Here is a 17984-nt window from a genome sequence, read left to right as displayed (position 1 = left end):
GATCTGAGCTTTGATGTCAGCGATGGTACGGAAACCGTATCGAGCGGCGTAGACCTCACGGTTAATCCTATTAATGATGTAGCCGTTGTTAGCGATGCTGCTTACACAGTAAGCGAAGACGGCACCCTAACGATAACGGATGCCGCGCTACTTGCGAATGCGTCTGACATCGATGGCGATAGCCTCAGTATTGATAATGTTAGTTACACTGGCATCGACGGCGTACTTACCAATAATGGTGACGGTACGCACACCTTCGCACCAAATGAAAACTTTAACGGCGATCTATCGCTAAGCTACGGTGTTAGCGATGGCTCAGCGGTCACTACGGCAGAGATTGCTGTTAGCGTTACCGAGGTCAACGATGCACCGATTGCGGGCGCTACCAGCTATACGGTCGACGAGGACGGTTCTATTACCTTTAGCGACGCGCAGCTACTGGCCAATAGTTCGGACGTAGATGGCTCAGTAGCTGTCCACGCACTCTTCTATATTGGTAATGATGGTGTTCTTGAAATAAATAATGCCGACGGGCTCTATACCTTTACGCCCAATGAGAACTTCAATGGCGAGTTGAGTATCGAGGTTCAAGTAATCGATGACGAAGGCTTAATTAGCTCGACGAGTGCGACCTTGGATGTCGTTGCCATTAACGACGCGCCGACAGTGGAATCAACCACAACCACCAGTTTTGTCGCGGACGAGGATGGCTCATTGATGCTATCAACTGCCGAGCTCTTAGCGGCGGCGAGTGCCAGCGATGTTGAAGGGGACACCTTGAGTGTCAGCTTGGTCTCGGTGGCGAGCGGCGGTGGTACAGTCATTGATAATGGCGACGGCACCTTTAGTTATTTTGCCGAAGCGGACGCAAACGGATTGGTTGAGTTGACATACTCGGTATCCGACGGCAGTGCTACTACGGAAGCTCAGGCAGTGATTCAGTTGAATGCCGTTAACGATGCGCCAGTGGTGACCGCGCCTATCGATCTTCACAGCGAAACTAACGAGGTGATAACACTTACGCTTGATGAGCTAATCGGTAATGCGGGGGATGTAGATGGGGATTCGCTCTCGGTAGCTAATTTCCAAGCAACGAATGCCATTGTTACCGATAATGGCGATGGCAGCTATTCAGTCATCCCTGATACGGATTTCCAAGGTGTGGCGAACATCACCTATGATGTGAGCGACGGAACAACAACGGCTACAGGACAGCTGAATCTCACGGTTGAGGCAACGGTTGACGATAGCGTGGACCTAACGGCAGCACCGGGTGACTTATTAGCAATTAGTATCCCGGATGCATTGTCTTCAAACGCGGACTTGGCGACGGTTACTTTGGATAATCTTCCAGAGGGTGCCACAGTGCTTAATGGTATCGAGAACCTAGATGGTTCAGTTACCATTTCGGGTAACCTAGACCAAGCGATTCAAGTTGATCTGGGTGATAGCTTTGAGGGCCAAGCTAGTATTAGTGTCACTGGTTTCGATAGCAACGATACGGCAATTGACAATGGCCATACTGACATTGTTGTCGAGATTGATAGTAGTTATGCGTTCTCTGATGGTGCAGGTGGCTCGCAAGAGGCTCTGGTTGAGTATGACGGTAACAGTGATGCTGGTGATTGGACTAATTATCAGGGTGATAGTAGCGTTGACCCACTTGCCGATGGGTCTACTGACGAAGGGCTTGGTGGTACTGATCCGTCGTCGGGTGCTGATACTCTTCCCGATGAAGGATATGGCGGCTAATTGCCACTAAACATCAAGGTGGGGCCTCGGACTTTGTCGAGGCTCTGCCTATTATGTCATTATCTTGACTAGGCAATATTTTTGATCGATTACAAAGCAAAGCCAATAATGGGGGCTATAATTCCATTATTACTCACTTAAATAGGGCACAGTTTTAATGTCGGTTATTGATCAAGAACACGCAATATCGCTATTAGGCGGGCATGAGGTTATCTACAAAAAGATCCTCCAGAAATTCATCGATTCGGTTGATGCTGGTAGTTATAGCTTTACGGCCAATGATGTGAATGGCGACTTTGATGCAGTGGCTAGAATTATTCATTCCGTTAAGGGTGTATCCGAAAATGTGGGTGCTATGAAGGTAAAGGAGTTAGCCGTCGTGTTAGATCAGCAAGCTAAAGATCATCTGACGAATGACATCATAAGTGGCATTGACGGCTATAACGCGGCAATGGCTGAGGCCTGTAATGAGATTCGCCAAATTCTTTCGTTATAGGGCTGCATATCAATAATAAATCTGTCTGTATGATATCAACAGAACTGCGAATTGCTTGAGTGATAACGGAGTAAGCGTGTCTTATATCCACCCTAGTATTGAAATTAAGTTACCGCTACCGGAAATATTCAAGACACTTTGCTTTTGCGTAGTGCTCCTTTTTGTCGTTCCTAACTTCGCTGTCGCTAACCAAATCACAGCGGTCGAAGTCTATTCACAGACTGGCGATGATGTTGATATTAATACTTTAGACGAGGAAGCCTGGCAGCCGCTTTCAACGACTGGCCCTAACTCACTTCGGTGGCCAGTATGGATTCGAATTACGCTACCGAATACTGAACCACTTCGCGAGCTTAATGCAGAAGAGTTCGAGTCTCCTACATGGGTTTTAAATTTACATCAGTCCTTCCCAGGTAGAGTTCAAGCCTATCATTTCGCCGATGGAATTTTAATCAACCGTTGGGCTATCGATAGTTATCAAGGTTTTTCGAGTAGACCTGTTAACTACCGCAACACGGTAATTCGCTATCGTCCGCAGGACTCGGCCTCAAATATTATGATCCTTCATTATCAGAAGCAGGCAAGGGTAATGCGTTCATTCACGCCCGAAGCAATGCCACTGGGTGAATTCGTCACGGAGAGTCAATCAAGGTCAAGCTTTCTGCTCATCTCATTTGGCGTTCTAGTAGGTCTCATGATTTTTCATGTCGTCCTGTTCTTTGGAACACGGGATGTTAGTTATATTTGGTACAGCGCGCTTATCGCTTCGGTAATATTATTCTTTCTCGCTTCGTCAGGTTTTGGATTTCAGTATGTCTGGCCCCAGTGGCCCATATTTAGCGCGGGATATCAGTCGCTCTATGCGGTTTTGACGGTGATTATTTCAGCAAATTTCTCAATTCGGTTTCTCCGGCTAGGCGAGATTTCACCCAACTGGCGAAAGACTCTAATCGGCCATTCTTATCTAGTCATTGTCATCGGTGTATGGAGTATCTTTAGTGACTTCGCGTTTGCTCGAGTGATTCCAATTGTAAGTTTAGTGTTTTATATCCTTAGTATTGGCGCTGCCATTAGCGCAGTAAGAAACGGCTTGGCGTTTGCTAGGTTCTTTGCCGTAGCTTGGATCATCTTCGGTTGTTTTGTCGCGGTTCAGGTTGTTCTGATTACATTTTTTCCTAGCTTGACCGAGGCTTCCTATACCGTTTCGTTAAGTGGTTTCCTAGTCCAAATGCTGCTATTTGCTGCGGCGCTCTCTGATCGCATTCGCCTGATACGCGAGGGTCAAATTAATGCTGAAAATAGTAACCTTGCGAAACAGCAATTTTTGGCAAATATTTCCCATGAGTTGCGTACTCCAATGAACGGCGTTATGGGGCGACTGGATCTGCTCGGAAGCACCACCTTATCCAAAGAGCAAAATACATTACTTGATCAAGCTAAGTATAGTGGGCAAGAGTTACTCTTGGTGATCAACGATTTACTCGACTTTTCCTCGATCGACACTGGCGAACTAGAGCTGGAGCAGAAAGCAATATTACTGCAATCCCTTGCGTCTAAGACGGTTGAGCGATTCAATGCGTCTGCGGAAGCAAAGAACTTGACGCTGACGGTGGAGGTAGATAAGTCAGTTGAGTCCGGCATCGTTACTGATCCAGTCCGAATCCAGCAGGTGATAGACAACCTCGTAGCGAACGCAATTAAGTTTACCCATAGTGGTGAGGTCCGCCTTGTTTTGACGCTGGAGGAGTGTGATGAAAACCTGGTCCTCTTGGCGACGGTAACGGATACAGGTATCGGTATTAGTGATTTGGATCAGGCCGACTTATTCGAAGCGTTCCATCAGCTTGATGCCAACACCACTCGAGAATACGGGGGAACTGGGCTCGGGCTAGCTATTTCAAGAAAACTCGCGCGATTATTAGGCGGCGATCTTAGGGTAAAAAGTCAGCTCGGCGAAGGGAGTCAATTCATAGCTACTTTCTCAGTCAAGGCAATCGATCGGCTGGACGGAGTAAAACTGCTCGTGGTTGAGGATAACCTGATTAACCAAGAGATAGCAAAAGCACTGTTAGAAGAGCGAGGAGCCCTCGTGAAGCTGGCTGAGAATGGCTGCGAGGCATTGGCGCTAATGCAGCATTTAAATAGGGCTGACTTAGACTTGATTCTTATGGATTGTATGATGCCCGAGATGGACGGCTATGAGGCTACGCGTCAGATTCGTGCTGGCGCAGCTGGGGAATACTTTACTGAAATTCCAATTGTTGCGCTCACTGCAAATGCTATGAAAGGTGATAGAGATAAGTGCTTAGAGGCTGGTATGAATGATCATGTAGCTAAGCCAATTGAAATTTTAACACTCAGCGCAACGGTACAAAAGTGGTTAAGCTAATCTATCACTAAAGTTCAATTTAAGCGCTAAGGTCGAAGAATAACCGTGCTGTTATCGTCAAGGTAGTCGGCCTGACGCGAAACAAAGGTCCCATTAAGGCGCTTAGCTATTAAGTGTTCAACACATAGCTAAGCTAAGGCTTGAATGCCTTAGAATATCATGGCTAAGATCTTCTTAACTAATACCTCAATTTCGTAGGGTTTATGCACAATCGCATCCATACCAGCGTCGAAGCACGCGCTGACATCATCGTCCAGAACACTCGCTGTGAGCGCTACAATTGGAGTGCGTTGGCAGCCTAGGGACTCTTCTTCAGCTCTAATACCCTGAGTAGACTGGAAACCATCCATGACTGGCATCATGCAGTCCATCAAGATGACATGGAAAGGTTTCTTCTGGGTTGCGGCTTTAACCCATTCAGCAATACCCTCTTCGCCATTATCCGCAAGAATAACCTCGAAGCCATGCTCTTCAAGTCCTAGTTGCGCAACCATTTGGTTTACGGGGTTATCTTCGACAACGAGCACCTTTACACCCTCACCGCGGATTCCTAGGTCAATGGTTTCTATACTTTTCGTGCTAAATTTCATCAAATGCTGAGCCAGCGTTTTACCTCGGACAGGTAGTTTATATATTGAACCGATTCTTGACCTGTCAACGACTGAGTCATCTATCTCAAGCGATGAGTCTTTAAAGAGTATGGCGTGATCAGCAAGATTTCTTTCGGCAATAATCTCTAACAGAGTGTTCAAGTGATTGGGGTCTTCTGGCTGAATAGCAATAATGGAATTTTCCGGAATTACATCGCTATCGGTCAATTTCTTAAGCTTTGGGCAGAAGTAATTCAGACTCTTCCATGTCAATTGCGCAGAGGTATTATCGGCGGCCAACCAATACACTGGGATATCGTCAAGTGCCGAAGCATCAAAATCATCGGAACTCCCTGAAATCGGCACTGAAACCGTAAAGGTCGAACCTTTACCTGCTTTACTTTTCAGCGTTATATCCCCACCCATTAGACGGGTGAGCTGACGTGAAATTGCTAGGCCAAGGCCTGTTCCTTGAAAGTCCCTAGTGATGGAATCGTCCGCCTGCTTAAAAGGCTCAAAGATCTTTTCGGCTGCGTCGTTACTAATTCCGATGCCGGTATCTTGTATATGGCAGTGGAGCCAATATTGTTGATCGAGTTCATTTAACTCGTAGTCAATGATCAATGAAACCGTGCCATTTTTGGTGAACTTTACAGCATTGCCCAATAGATTAAGAAGAATCTGTTTAAGGCGGTGATCATCGAGAATTAGTGTTGACGGAAGATCGTCCGGCGCTTCGAATTCAAAGTTGTTGTTATTCTGCTGAGATTTCGGAATCACAATGGCAGTGATGTCGGTGAAGAGCTGCCAAATCTCAGATTCAACGGGCACAATAGTAAGCGATTCGGATTCGATCTTAGAGATATCGAGCACATCGTTGATGAGATTTAAAAGGTGTTTAGACGAAGTAAGGATGGTGCTTAGATGCTCAGCTTGCGCGGTGCTGAGATTCGAACGACGGAGAATATCGCTCATGCCAATAATACCATTGAGTGGCGTGCGGATTTCGTGAGACATGTTGGCGAGAAAAATGCTTTTCGCAAAGTTTGCTTTTTCAGCCTCCTCTTTGGCGCGGAGTGCTCGATCACGCTCCTCAAAAATAATTTGTTCACTTTGTTCTCGAGCTTGAATCAGGCTATTCACCTGTTTACCAAGCGCAGCAAGCTCATCTTGACCTGAAATATTAACTCGGCGCGCAAAATCCCTCTTAGTCTCCACGATATCTAAGCATTCCCCAACGGTGTTAATCGCAGTGAGCGTTCGACGAGTAATCAGAAAACCCAGCGTGATAGTCATGAGACCGATCAGTGTCATCAAGGCTAAGCCGAGGTAGGTCTCCTTGAGAATTTCCTGAGATCTGAGCTTTGCAACGTCAATAATGGTTGCTTCACTGCTTTTAACCAAACTTTCAAGCTGCTCATCACGAACACGTAACAGTGAAATATCGACGTCGGAAATGTCTATCGTCGCGCCGCTTGCGTTAATGGCTGAATTTCGGAGCTCGCGGGCACGACTAAACTCAGGTGTCTGAGTAACAGCCAAGAGCGCGCTTATATCTTCCTCCTGGGCGAAGCGAGATAGGTAGCGTTGAAAAGATAGTGACTGCTGGACATTATTTCGTGCCAGCGCCTCAGACGTCTCCTCATTGGGCCATCGCGAGTAAGCGGCGATGAGGAGCGACTCTAAGGCACCGCGAGCACCAATATCGAAGAGCTCAGAGAAGGCATTAGCACCTCTTCGGAGCTGATCGTCAGAGATGTTCACAACGAGATATTCAACCAGCGCATCACCATTTTCAATTTCCGCGCGTACTAACTCAACTATCTCTTCGTTGCTAAACTCTTCTGCTTGTACAAACGCGGCGATATTATTGAGATCTTCAAACCAGAACAAAAAATCCTGCTTGACCTCTGGCGCCATTCTCATTGACGTAAATTCTCTAACTTGTTCTTCGTTGATGATTATCTGGTCAGCGAAGGCTGTGAGGTCTTCTTGTGCGCCCAGAGTGGCTGCTATCCCAAGGGCTTCTAATTTAGCAATTCTTTCGCCAATCACTGAGTAGGCTTCGTAGGTGGTAGCCAAATCAGCAACTTCCTGAGAACGCGATAGATTTTCTATTACCGAGTTAACAATAAAGAATAACAGGGCCATCATTGGCACACCAGCAACCAGTGTTAGCTGCCACCGGAAGGGAAGGGAGTAGAGTCTGTTCATCTGAGTGCAAGCTCGCTTTGGTTTTTTGATTCGTATAACAAGACTCTAGACGAAATATTTCCGTTTAATGGAAACAATTCATGATTGCGGGAGATATGGATGATTCTCACTGTTGTACCCCCTATTCATCGCGAAGAAGGAGCGCCAGATTGGGTTAAAAGTATTGTGGGTTAAAAGTATTGCCTGACTGGCAGAGTGATGATTTATCAATAGTTGTTAAGTCACCTTCGGCTTGACTATCTAGGAATCCAGCTATACTGGAGTATTATTCCTATAAAGAGTCCATCATATAAATGAGGCTTGTAATTTTACTGTTTGTGCTCCTGACGTTGTCGGTAGCGTCCCTAAAAGCGTATTCCGAACACATCGTAATTATATCGATGAACGCGACCATGCCTCAGCTTTCTGAAGGAAAAGCGAGAATGCTATTCACTGGGCGATCAAAGTCGGTCAAAGATATCGGACGGGTGAAGCTTCTTGATCTCGATGCCGACCATCCGCTTAGAACGCTCTTTTACGAAACACTAACCGGCCAAACTATCGCTCAAGTAAATAGTAAGTGGGCGAGTCTAGCCTTTTCTGGCCGCGCCGTGCCCCCAGATGTTACCGAGGATGATAGTGCCGATGCGATTTCTGCTTGGCTGAAGGAGAATCCCAATGGCTTAGCATACACCCGGGCGAGTGAAATTCCAGAAGGAGCAAATGTGATTTTAAATATAGGGGAGGGTGAGTGATGAGTAAAATATACCCCGTAATCGCTCTGATGCTTTTGGCATCGCAAACCCATGCAATTGAACTCATTGATGACCACCTTAGGTTGTCTGGATTTGGTACCTTTGGTGTCACTCAGTCGGATAATCCAACCCCCTACTACTTAAATAGAAACATTGTTGATGAGACCTGCTACGACTGTGATACGACCCTTGGTCTGCAGTTGGATGCCCGCTTTTTAGGCTCATTTAAAGCCTCTGTGCAAGTTGTTAAACGCCCCGAAGACAGCTTTAGCGATCCAAGCTTTGAATGGGCGTATATAGGATGGGAGGCAAGCGATGACTTGGAGTTACGTGCTGGGCGGTTACGAATCCCACTTCAGTTAGCATCGGACTACTATTTTGTAGGGCAGAGCTATCCTTGGCTGAGATTACCCTCAGAGGTTTACAACGCCTCGGCGGGCGTAAACTACTTCGAGGGGGTTTCTGCTGAATATCGATTCGAGTTAGGTGAACTTTGGACAGGGACATTTATACCTTTTTATGGTTTCGAACAGACTAATGACTTAGATAGACTGAACGAATTTTGGGAAATTGAGATAGAGTATCTTCGTGGCTTTTCGGTGCGCATCGAGGATGACTCGCTAACCACGCAAATTAGTTATTTGGATACTAAATTAACTAATAACACCACCTATACAGGCGGTGGCCTCTACGAACTTATTCAAGCTTCCGGTATGCCAGCAACCGTCTCGAATGACTTCGAGTTTCAACTCTTAAATCTTGGCGTGATCTATACCGTTGGCGCGTGGGAGATATGGAGTGAATGGGGAGCAAGTAGAACCAAGAGTGCGTTTGGCGAAGGTAAAGGTAGAGTGGGTTACCTCGGTGCAGGCTATCACATTGGTACTTGGACGCCCTATGCGCTCTTTGCCAAGGACTACTCTGAGGGAGCCGCGGCGAGTGCTAGCACTACGGCAGGTTTACGGTGGGATGTTCTGTCTAACGTGAGTGTGAACTTGGAGTATACCTACACTAAACTAGACGGGGAGTTTAACCCAACCAGCCCGTTTGCGCCTCAACCTCATGGGCAGTTTGTCTATTCTCCCTATGATTACACAGTTGGATTTAACCCTATATCAGGTCCTAGCTTCGACTGGTTCACCTATGGTGAAGATCATGCCAATATCTTTTCTTTAGGCGTCAACTTTACCTTTTAGACGGCGCGGTCTTACCTCACTGAAAGGCGGCTCGAAGGAGGCGCCTTTTTGGTGTGGAAAGCAGCGGCGCTAATTGTTAACAGCGAAAAGTTGCTCTCATCGGGGCACCGCATCATAATGCTAGGTAGCTATCTATTTTTGAGGAAATACAATGAAAATTGCCAAGGATTCAGTCGTTAGCTTTCACTACACGGCTAGCGAAGCTGGAACTCAGCTCGAGACGTCTCGAGAGACCGACCCTATACTCTATCTTCACGGTCATAATGGTATGTTCGATGGGATTGAGAAGATGCTTGAGGGGCAAGAGAAAGGCGCGGAAATCAGTGCTGAGCTAGCGCCAGAGGATGCCTATGGTCATCGCGTTGAAGGACAGACGCTGCGCGTTCCGCTGAAACATATTCAAGGGGCGAAGAAAAAGAAGCCAAAGGTTGGCGATACGGTGGCCGTTAATACGGCAAACGGTGTTAGTGAGATGGTGGTGCTCAAAGTAGGTCTAAAGAATGTCGATGTGGATGCGAATCATCCCTTTGCGGGCAAGACCTTGACCTTTGATCTCGAAGTAATGGATGTACGTGAGGCTACTGCTGAGGAGTTGGCACACGGCCATGCTCACGGAGTAGGTGGACATCAGCACGACTAGGATTAGTCTTTAACCCCAGGTTGTTCAGGAAGAACCGAATGTCATTCGCTACAACATCGCTATCAAGTTCGCTTAGCTTATCTGCAGCTAACGACGTAAAAAATCGTTTTGTTAAAGGAGCGTGTCAAGAGGGTTTAGCTAATGCGTTAAATGACCCGACACCGCAGCTAGAGTCGCTCTATAGGCGCTGGTCAATGGGTGGTGCGGGGGTAATTATCAGCGGTACTACTTGGGTTATTCGCGGTGACGAAATACCTCGCGGTGATCTGGTGTTGGATCAATTGAGTGATGTTGTCGCCTTTCGTCGCCTCGCCAAAGCAGGGCAAGTCAATAATAGTCATTGCTGGCTCCAACTGAGTCACTTTAGTTCGCGCTTGGATCCCAGTTTTAATGAGCTTGATGCAAGCGAAGTTATGGTGATCATTCAGAGTTTTGTCGAGGCGGCTCAGCGCGCTGAAAACGCCGGCTTTTCAGGCGTTCAAATAGCTGCTCATCACGGGCATTTTCTCGGTGACTCGCTCAACGCTGCGACGAACCAGCGTGATGACATGTGGGGAGGGGATTCAGGTCGGAGGGCATCGTTACTTTTCGCAATTATCGCCGAAATTCGTAAGGCGGTCCGAGCCGATTTCTTGGTGAGCCTAACGTTGGATACCTCAGCTTTAGAGAGTGATGACGGTGAACCAGCTCAGCAGTTAATCAGCCTGTTAGATCAAAAGCTAGATACCTTACAGCTCATAGGTGAGCTGCCGAAGAATTCATTGATAGAAGGATTTAGTTCGGCCGCACTAGTTGGTTCGGGGGAGGCTTTGAATTGCGAACCAGATCAACACTCTCGAGAGAACGCACCCTTTAAGCTAATCTCGTTTGATTGGCGTTACGCGTTGCTGCCAAATCTGGTGGAGAGATGGTTAGCAACCTCACAGTTAGAATGGCCAAAGTCATGGCCACGCGACGAGGCTAGTTCGGCGTCAACCAACGCCAAGCTCTCCCACTGGTATCAAGATCAGATGTATCTGTTATCAATGGGAGAGAAAAGTGTCCCCGTTGCGGGAGCCCTTAGCCTCCGTCTTCGCGTTGCGCTCGTCCGCTGGCGCAGCGAGCGCTCCCAACGACGACTCTTTAGTCATCACTGAGAGCCCAATCCCTTAGAGTACGGCGACAATACTATCAGCTAAGTACGCTAAGTTTGCCGAGCTAATGCCAGCGATATTCACCCGTGACGAGCCAACCATGTATATTGCGTATTCAGACTTCAAACGTTCAACTTGCGATTCACTGAGGCCTAAAAAGCTAAACATTCCCTTTTGCTCTTCGATGAAATCGAAGTTATCGGCACCCCGAGCTTTCAATGCTTGATTTAAGGCTTTGCGCAGTCCTGAAATTCGGCCATGCATCGCTGCGAGTTCATCAATCCACAGATCCCTCAATTCCGAGCTAAGAATCTCGGCAACAACAGAAGCTCCATGTGAAGGAGGCATTGAGTAATTAGCTCGCGTAGCGGCCAGTAGTTGGCTCAGCGCCCTATTGCTCGCCGCTTCATCCTGAGTGATAAGCATTGCCAGTCCAGTCCGCTCTCGATAAAGTCCAAAATTCTTTGAACAACTTGCCGCGATTAGTACTTCGTTACATTGTTCGGCAACAAGACGCAGGCCCGCCGCATCTGTTTCGAGATTCGCGCCAAAGCCCTGGTAGGCTACATCAATGAACGGAGTAAAGCCGTTCTTATTGGCCAGGTTGGCAAATTCTTGCCACTGATCTAGGGAAAGGTCTGCGCCGCAGGGGTTGTGACAGCATCCGTGTACCAATACTAAATCTCCAGCCCCAGCTTGTTCTAGGTCCTTCATCATAGCGTCGAAAGTAAGTTGGCTATTTGTTTTGTCGTAGTAGTCGTAATACGCCACCGTCAAACCTGAGCCCGAAAAAATAGCTTCATGATTGGCCCAGGTAGGGTTACTTACATAGATCGTTGCGCCAGCCTTAGTTCGCGCTACTAGGTCAGCGAGCGCTTTTAACGCACCACACCCTCCCGGGGTTTGAATCGCTTTGACTCGATTAGCCGCGAGAGCTGAATGATGTTGACCAAGAAGCTCCGCGCTCAACAGCGTGTTAAACTCCACATTACCGGCTGGGCCAACATAGGATTTAGTGGACTCCGAAGCCAGCAGTCTCTCCTCGGCAATTTTTACAGCTTTGAGAACGGGAGTCTCGCCCTGCTCGTTCTTGTAGACACCAACCCCCAAATCAATCTTATGGGCACGTGGGTCAGCCTGATATTCACCCATTAACTTTAGGATCGGATCGGCTGGAAAACTTGCTAGCAGTTCGAACATTACTTACTTTCTCCAAATTTTTTAAGCGGCCTAATTGTAACTGTTTTTTTGTTAGTATTACGTTATTGGTTTCAGATGCAACTAAAAAACTTATGTTAATTATCACCGATGTCAAAATTTGCCTAAACTCATCGGGAAAATACCAAGCTAAGCACAGCAGTGCGAAGTTCAGCTGCGTGCGGCATGGCAGCCAATCTCGCCCTCTGTGGTACCTCGGTCATAGGTAGCTAAGAGCGGGATGTTGTGAAAGAGGGGGGAGGCAGTCCCCTATGGCAGGTGGCATTCGAAGTGAAGGCTGCTTTTAGCTCGAGATGGCGGTGATGAGCTCGTGTACTATCAATGGTTGTTTGATCTATTCTCCTATGTTAGAAACAGAAGTTCGAGTGGTTGGCTGGGCTATTAGAGAAATAGAAATGATCGAATAGTTCTAATCCATCGTAGTCAGAACATTCTGAGGGGGTAATTAAGCCCTTCGACACGATTAAATTTTTAGGGTAGTTCTACATGAAGTTGTTTAGTTATTTCAGATCATCTGCGAGCTATCGAGTTCGAATAGCGCTTAATTTAAAAGGCGTCCGATATACGCAAGTGCCTGTTAATCTAAAACAGGGCGATCAACTTCTTGATGAGTACGCCTCAGTGAATCCTCAACGACTACTACCTGCGTTAGAAACAACTGACGGACTTCTTACCCAGAGTCTTGCCATTATGGCCTGGCTAGATGAAAAATTTCCCGAGCGTTTACTTGTATTAGGGGGATCTGAGCAACGCGCTAAAATTCGCTCGTTAGCGGCGATCCTCGGCTGTGACACTCAGCCATTGCAAAATTTAAGAGTACTGAAATACCTTAGCTCTGAGCTTGGTGTTACCGATAGCCAGCGTTTGGCTTGGTCTCAGCACTGGATTCGTGATGGCCTTAATGCCTTCGACGCACAGCTTAAGGGTGACCAGTTCAGTGTTGGGAAAATCGCCTCGTTAGCCGATATTTGTCTCGTACCACAGTTATACAACGCCCGGAGATTCGGTATCAATGTTGACGCGGAATTTCCTCGGTTGGCTGAGATAGACCATCATTGCGCGACGCTCGAGGCGTTTCAACGTGCTTTACCGGAAAACCAGCCTGACCACTCGGTAGATTAGCTTTTTCCAGCGGTTAAACAAGGAATGTCGATCGTTGGGGTACCAGCCATTCTGCTAAAAATAAGTGTGTCAGTGTTAAGGTCAACTATTGATGTATAAACTGTTAGAGGCGCGCCCCTAAATGCTTTATGCTTTCAGGAACTACTACTATCTTCTATAGTTAGTAACTAATAACGCTAATCATCGATTCCTATCTTGCGGAGCTTCAAATGAGACAGTCCATCCCGATTTACTTAGCAATTCTAGTTGGTTCTTTAACTGGGTGTGGGGGCCCGGAAGATGTCGAGATGCCTGTGCCTCAGGTCTTTGTTCAAGAAGCTAAGATGATTGAATACCGACCTGTTGGGAGCTTTAATGCTCGACTTGAGTCACGTAACGAAGTGCAACTTACGGCACTCGTTTCCGGCGAGCTTCAGGCTATTCACTTTGAAGAGGGGAAAGTAGTTAACGCTGGTGACCCTCTTTTTGATATCGACCCGTCAAGTTACGCGGCAAACGTCGCGGCTGCTGATGCCGATCGAATTCGAGCTAAGTCCACCTTGGATAATAATCAAAAAACCTTAAATCGAGCGCTTGCGTTAATTGATGACGGTTATATTTCACAGTCTGAATTCGACCAAATTGAATCAGATGTGAATAGTGCTGCAGCCCAGCTTCGCAGCGCTGAAGCTAATTTGCAGCGCGCTCAGGTAGATTTGGATCATGCAAGTATAAAGGCTGCTACAACCGGTCGTATGAGTCGCTCAAATTTTAACGTGGGTGAGGTTGTTGGTCCGGAGAGTGGGCCATTGGCCACGCTCATCGGCGGTAATATGATGGATGTCATCTTCCAGATTAGTGAGGCAGCATGGTATCGAGCTGCAAGAAATGGTTTACCTGATGTGTCATTGTATGATGTGGCTGATGTTGAATTAGTTTTCAATGATGGCGATGTTTTCAGCGAGGTTGGCTATATTGACTACATCGCTAACCGTGTCAACGAAAGTACCGCGACGGTTGAAGTTCGTGCTACCGTCCCTAACCCAAATGATATCCTTCGCCCAGGCCAGTTTGTGACCGCGCGGCTAACGTTAAAAGAGCCTCAGTCTGCACTGGTTGTGCCTCAGGCGGCTGTTCAGGTTGACCAGCGGGGAACCTATGTTTTGGCTGTTCGTGAAGACAACATGGTCACCCGAGTCAATATCGTTACTGGCCAGCGACTAGCTGAAAACGTGGTAATTGAAGAGGGCTTAGAAGAGGGCGCGCTGGTAATCATCAACGGCATCCATCGAGTCCGAGCAGGTCAAACGGTTTCTGCCAAGATTGCTGGGCAGGAGCAAAACGATGATATCTAAGACATTTATTAATAGACCTAAGTTTGCGATGGTGATTGCCATCGTAATTAGCTTGGCGGGCTTTATCGCATTACGAGTCCTACCTGTAGCTGAATTTCCCGATGTTGCTCCGCCTCAGGTTAGCGTAAATGCCTCATGGCCAGGTGCTTCCGCCGAAGTTATGGAGGAGAGTGTCGCGCAAATCATCGAAGATAAGGTGAATGGCGTAGAGGGCATGACTTACATGACCTCTCAAAGTGGTAATGATGGTTCATATGCTTTAAGCGTGGTATTCGATGTAGGTACAGACGTCGATATGGCTCAGGTTCTAGTTCAGAACCGAGTTTCATCCGCCGAACCGATGTTACCTCAAGATGTCAGAACTCAAGGTGTTACGGTAAACAAAAAGTCACCAGATATTCTTTTTACCATCAATCTTTTTTCTCCCGATGGAAGCCTAAGCGATCTCTTCATTGCTAACTACACCAAAATTAATATCCAAAACGCGATTAAACGCGTGTACGGAGTATCCAGTGCCGACACCTTTGGTGGTTCGGATTACTCGATGCGTATTTGGCTAGATCCATTCAAAATGGCCGCTTATGGTATCTCGAGAGATGACATTGCTAGTGCTCTTCGTGAACAAAACGTTCAAGCGCCTGCAGGAAAAATTGGCGCTCCACCGTTCGACGGCGAACTCGTTACCGAATATACCTTGCGAGTTCAGGGTCGTCTTGCCGACGAAGAAGAGTTTGGCAATATTGTTCTTCGTGTGGATGATGATCGATCCATGCTCCGACTGAAAGATGTCGCACGTATTGAGCTAGGAGGCCTTAGCTATTCGATTACTGCCGAGAAAGACGGAGAGCCGAGTGCAGTCATTATGATTTACCTCCTTCCCGGTGCGAATGCCCTTGAAACAGCTGATAATGTAAAGGATTTATTGGCGGAACTTAGTCAGGATTTCCCTCAGGGAATGGAGTATTCGATCGGTTACGATACCACACGGTATGTAGAGGTCTCTATTCAGCAGGTCATTATATCGCTGATGCAAGCAGTGGCTTTAGTTATTCTGATTACTTTCATGTTTATGGGTGACTTTCGCTCCACGATTATTCCTGCTGTAGCCGTACCCGTAAGTCTTATCGGTACCCTAGCGGTAATGTTTGCTATTGATATGAGTATCAATACCGTCACGCTCTTCGGCTTAATTTTGGCAATTGGTATTGTGGTAGATGACGCGATCTTAGTTGTAGAAAATACGGATCGGCATTTACGCGAAGGTAATATGACGCCAAAGGAAGCCGTCACCAAGACCATGGAAGAAGTCTCAGGGCCTGTTATCGCTACTACGCTTGTGTTACTTGCAGTATTTGTTCCAACGGCGATGTTACCTGGTATTACCGGCGTGATGTACAACCAATTCGCGGTGACCATCTGTGTGGCGGTAGTGATTTCGTCAATTAACGCGCTGACTTTGTCTCCAGCGTTAGCGGGATTATTACTTCGAAAGCAACATAATGAGGCGCGATGGTACGCTAAGTTCAATGAAATCTTTGACCGCGTTACCAATGGCTACGTCAATTCTGTTAGGCACTTTTTAGGCCGCGGCAAAACCGTGGTGATTTTCTTTGTCCTTATTCTATTTAGTGCGGGCTGGTTAGCGAAGACCCTTCCCAGTGACTTCGTACCTTATGAGGACAAGGGTGTTCTAATGATGAACGTCCAGTTGCCAGACTCTGCCTCAATTTCTCGAAGTGAGCAGGTGATGGACTCTATCACCCAAATCATCAGTGAGGAAAGTCGTGTTGAAAGCAGTACAACCATCACTGGTTTCTCCATTTTTAACGGTGCTGCTCAGAGCAACGCGGGGGCTGGATTCTTGGTTTTAACCCCTTGGGATGAGCGTCCAGGTTATGAAAACCTCTCGGCAATGGTGGGTATGTCGCTTATGCAGAAGGCGGCGGAGACAATTCCTGAAGCTGAGATCTATTTCTTCCCTCCACCAACGCTCCCAGGTATGGGGTTGACCGGTGGGGTGGAGTTTGTGGTTCAGGACACTACTGGCGGTAGTTATGAAGAGTTGGCGGGGAACTTGCAAACGCTTCTCGGCGAGCTGAATGCGTCACCATTGGTTGGTAATGCTTCCACTTCCTATCGTGCCAATGTCCCTCAATACTTTATTGATATTGATCGGGATAAGGTAAAGAGCCTAGGCATTGCACTCACGGAGGTCTTCGGTGCTTTGCAAACTAATTTGGGCTCTATGTATGTCAATGACTTCTCAGTTTTTGGACAAACCTACCGCGTAATGATGCAGGCGGAGCCAGAGTTTAGAGACGAAATTAGTGATATTAATTCTCTGGAAGTACGCACCAACAATGGTGAGATGGTTCCATTGGGGTCATTGATTGAGATTGAGCCTATTTTAGGGCCTGATGTTGTGACGCGTCACAACAGTTTCCGAGCCGCAACTATACGAGTAAACCTAGCTCCAGGAGCGGCATCTAGTGCGGCAATGGAAATGATTAAGGCGAAGTCAGCCGAGTTCCTACCAGATGGTTACCGGACTGAGTGGACGGGCATGAGTTATCAACAGGCTGCGGCCGGTAATTTAGCTATCGTCGCGTTTGCGTTGGCCAGTATCTTTATCTACCTGTTTTTAGTGGCTCAATATGAGAGCTGGACCATTCCTATCGCAATTATTTTGGTCGTTCCGGTTGCCATAGCAGGGGCCCTGCTAGGATTGAAGACGCTAGGGGTTTTCTTGGGGGTCAGCAAGATGACGCTGTACGCGCAAGTTGGCTTTGTATTGCTGATTGGTATGGCAGCAAAGAATGCCATCTTGATTGTAGAGTTTGCGAGGGAGCGCCGAGAAAAAGAGGGCGACTCGATTCGGGATGCGGCGCTAAACGGGGCACATCTTCGTTTCCGCGCGGTCTGTATGACAGCGATATCCTTTATTTTGGGCATCATCCCCCTTGTTATAGCTTCTGGTGCGGGGATGTTTTCGCAGCGCGGCCTCGGTCTTACCGTGTTCTCAGGTATGTTGGCGGCGTTAGTGATTGGTACCGTTCTGATTCCTATCTTCTTCGCTGGTATTCAGTCGGTTCGAGAGCGAGTGAAGGGAGTTGGTGATGAGAAATCGCCGAATTGATTGTTAGGCACTCGCCACTGCGTTTTTTGC

The 17984-nt window shown here is 47.3% G+C and carries 12 protein-coding genes; 10 read left to right on the top strand and 2 right to left on the bottom strand.

What is annotated here, in order from left to right:
* From DFR27_RS08240 to DFR27_RS08230, 3 genes are all read left to right on the top strand, one after another.
* The coding region (locus DFR27_RS08240) for a cadherin-like domain-containing protein (RefSeq protein WP_121876971.1) at window positions 1-1752 on the top strand (1752 nt) is incomplete at its 5' end.
* Between the two features lie 157 nt (window positions 1753-1909).
* Window positions 1910-2248: an Hpt domain-containing protein gene (locus DFR27_RS08235; RefSeq protein ID WP_121876970.1), complete on the top strand. Its 339-nt coding sequence runs from the start codon at window positions 1910-1912 to the stop codon at window positions 2246-2248.
* Between the two features lie 76 nt (window positions 2249-2324).
* Window positions 2325-4637 (top strand): hybrid sensor histidine kinase/response regulator, encoded by a 2313-nt coding sequence (locus DFR27_RS08230; protein WP_121876969.1) that lies wholly within the window; start codon window positions 2325-2327, stop codon window positions 4635-4637.
* A 149-nt stretch (window positions 4638-4786) separates the two neighbouring features.
* On the opposite strand, the gene DFR27_RS08225 is transcribed toward DFR27_RS08230, so the two are convergent.
* The gene (locus DFR27_RS08225) at window positions 4787-7441 is read right to left on the bottom strand and encodes an ATP-binding protein (protein ID WP_121876968.1); all 2655 of its coding nucleotides are present in this window, start codon (window positions 7439-7441) and stop codon (window positions 4787-4789) included.
* A 293-nt stretch (window positions 7442-7734) separates the two neighbouring features.
* Between DFR27_RS08225 and DFR27_RS08220 the strand changes: the two genes are divergently transcribed.
* The 4 genes from DFR27_RS08220 to DFR27_RS08205 all read left to right on the top strand — a co-directional run bounded on the left by DFR27_RS08220 (window position 7735) and on the right by DFR27_RS08205 (window position 11147).
* Window positions 7735-8175 (top strand): hypothetical protein, encoded by a 441-nt coding sequence (locus DFR27_RS08220; RefSeq protein ID WP_121876967.1) that lies wholly within the window; start codon window positions 7735-7737, stop codon window positions 8173-8175.
* The gene (locus DFR27_RS08215; RefSeq protein WP_121876966.1) at window positions 8175-9371 is read left to right on the top strand and encodes a hypothetical protein; all 1197 of its coding nucleotides are present in this window, start codon (window positions 8175-8177) and stop codon (window positions 9369-9371) included. Before DFR27_RS08220 ends, DFR27_RS08215 begins: the two co-directional genes overlap by 1 nt.
* Window positions 9372-9522: 151 nt before the next feature.
* Window positions 9523-10011: an FKBP-type peptidyl-prolyl cis-trans isomerase gene (locus DFR27_RS08210; protein WP_121876965.1), complete on the top strand. Its 489-nt coding sequence runs from the start codon at window positions 9523-9525 to the stop codon at window positions 10009-10011.
* Between the two features lie 38 nt (window positions 10012-10049).
* Window positions 10050-11147 carry an oxidoreductase gene (locus DFR27_RS08205; protein WP_121876964.1) on the top strand — a complete coding sequence of 366 codons (1098 nt, stop codon included), beginning with the start codon at window positions 10050-10052 and terminating at the stop codon, window positions 11145-11147.
* A gap of 12 nt (window positions 11148-11159) precedes the next feature.
* Here the strand turns inward: DFR27_RS08205 and DFR27_RS08200 are convergent, their stop codons facing one another.
* On the bottom strand, window positions 11160-12344 hold the full coding sequence (locus DFR27_RS08200; protein WP_121876963.1) for an amino acid aminotransferase: 1185 nt from the start codon (window positions 12342-12344) through the stop codon (window positions 11160-11162).
* Between the two features lie 504 nt (window positions 12345-12848).
* On the opposite strand from DFR27_RS08200, the gene maiA reads away from it, so the two are divergent.
* From maiA to DFR27_RS08185, 3 genes are all read left to right on the top strand, one after another.
* Entirely contained in the window at window positions 12849-13484 is a 636-nt protein-coding gene (maiA, locus tag DFR27_RS08195) for a maleylacetoacetate isomerase (protein WP_121876962.1), read from the top strand.
* Between the two features lie 209 nt (window positions 13485-13693).
* A complete protein-coding gene (locus DFR27_RS08190) occupies window positions 13694-14818 on the top strand; it encodes an efflux RND transporter periplasmic adaptor subunit (protein WP_121876961.1) in 1125 nt (374 codons plus the stop codon).
* The gene (locus DFR27_RS08185) at window positions 14808-17954 is read left to right on the top strand and encodes an efflux RND transporter permease subunit (protein WP_121876960.1); all 3147 of its coding nucleotides are present in this window, start codon (window positions 14808-14810) and stop codon (window positions 17952-17954) included. The genes DFR27_RS08190 and DFR27_RS08185 overlap by 11 nt, the downstream gene beginning before the upstream one ends.
* The last annotated feature ends 30 nt before the right edge of the window (window positions 17955-17984 follow it).

The sequence above is a fragment of the Umboniibacter marinipuniceus genome, from assembly GCF_003688415.1.
GTDB classification, from domain to species: Bacteria; Pseudomonadota; Gammaproteobacteria; order Pseudomonadales; family DSM-25080; genus Umboniibacter; species Umboniibacter marinipuniceus.
This window is presented reverse-complemented; position numbering and strand designations above follow the sequence as displayed.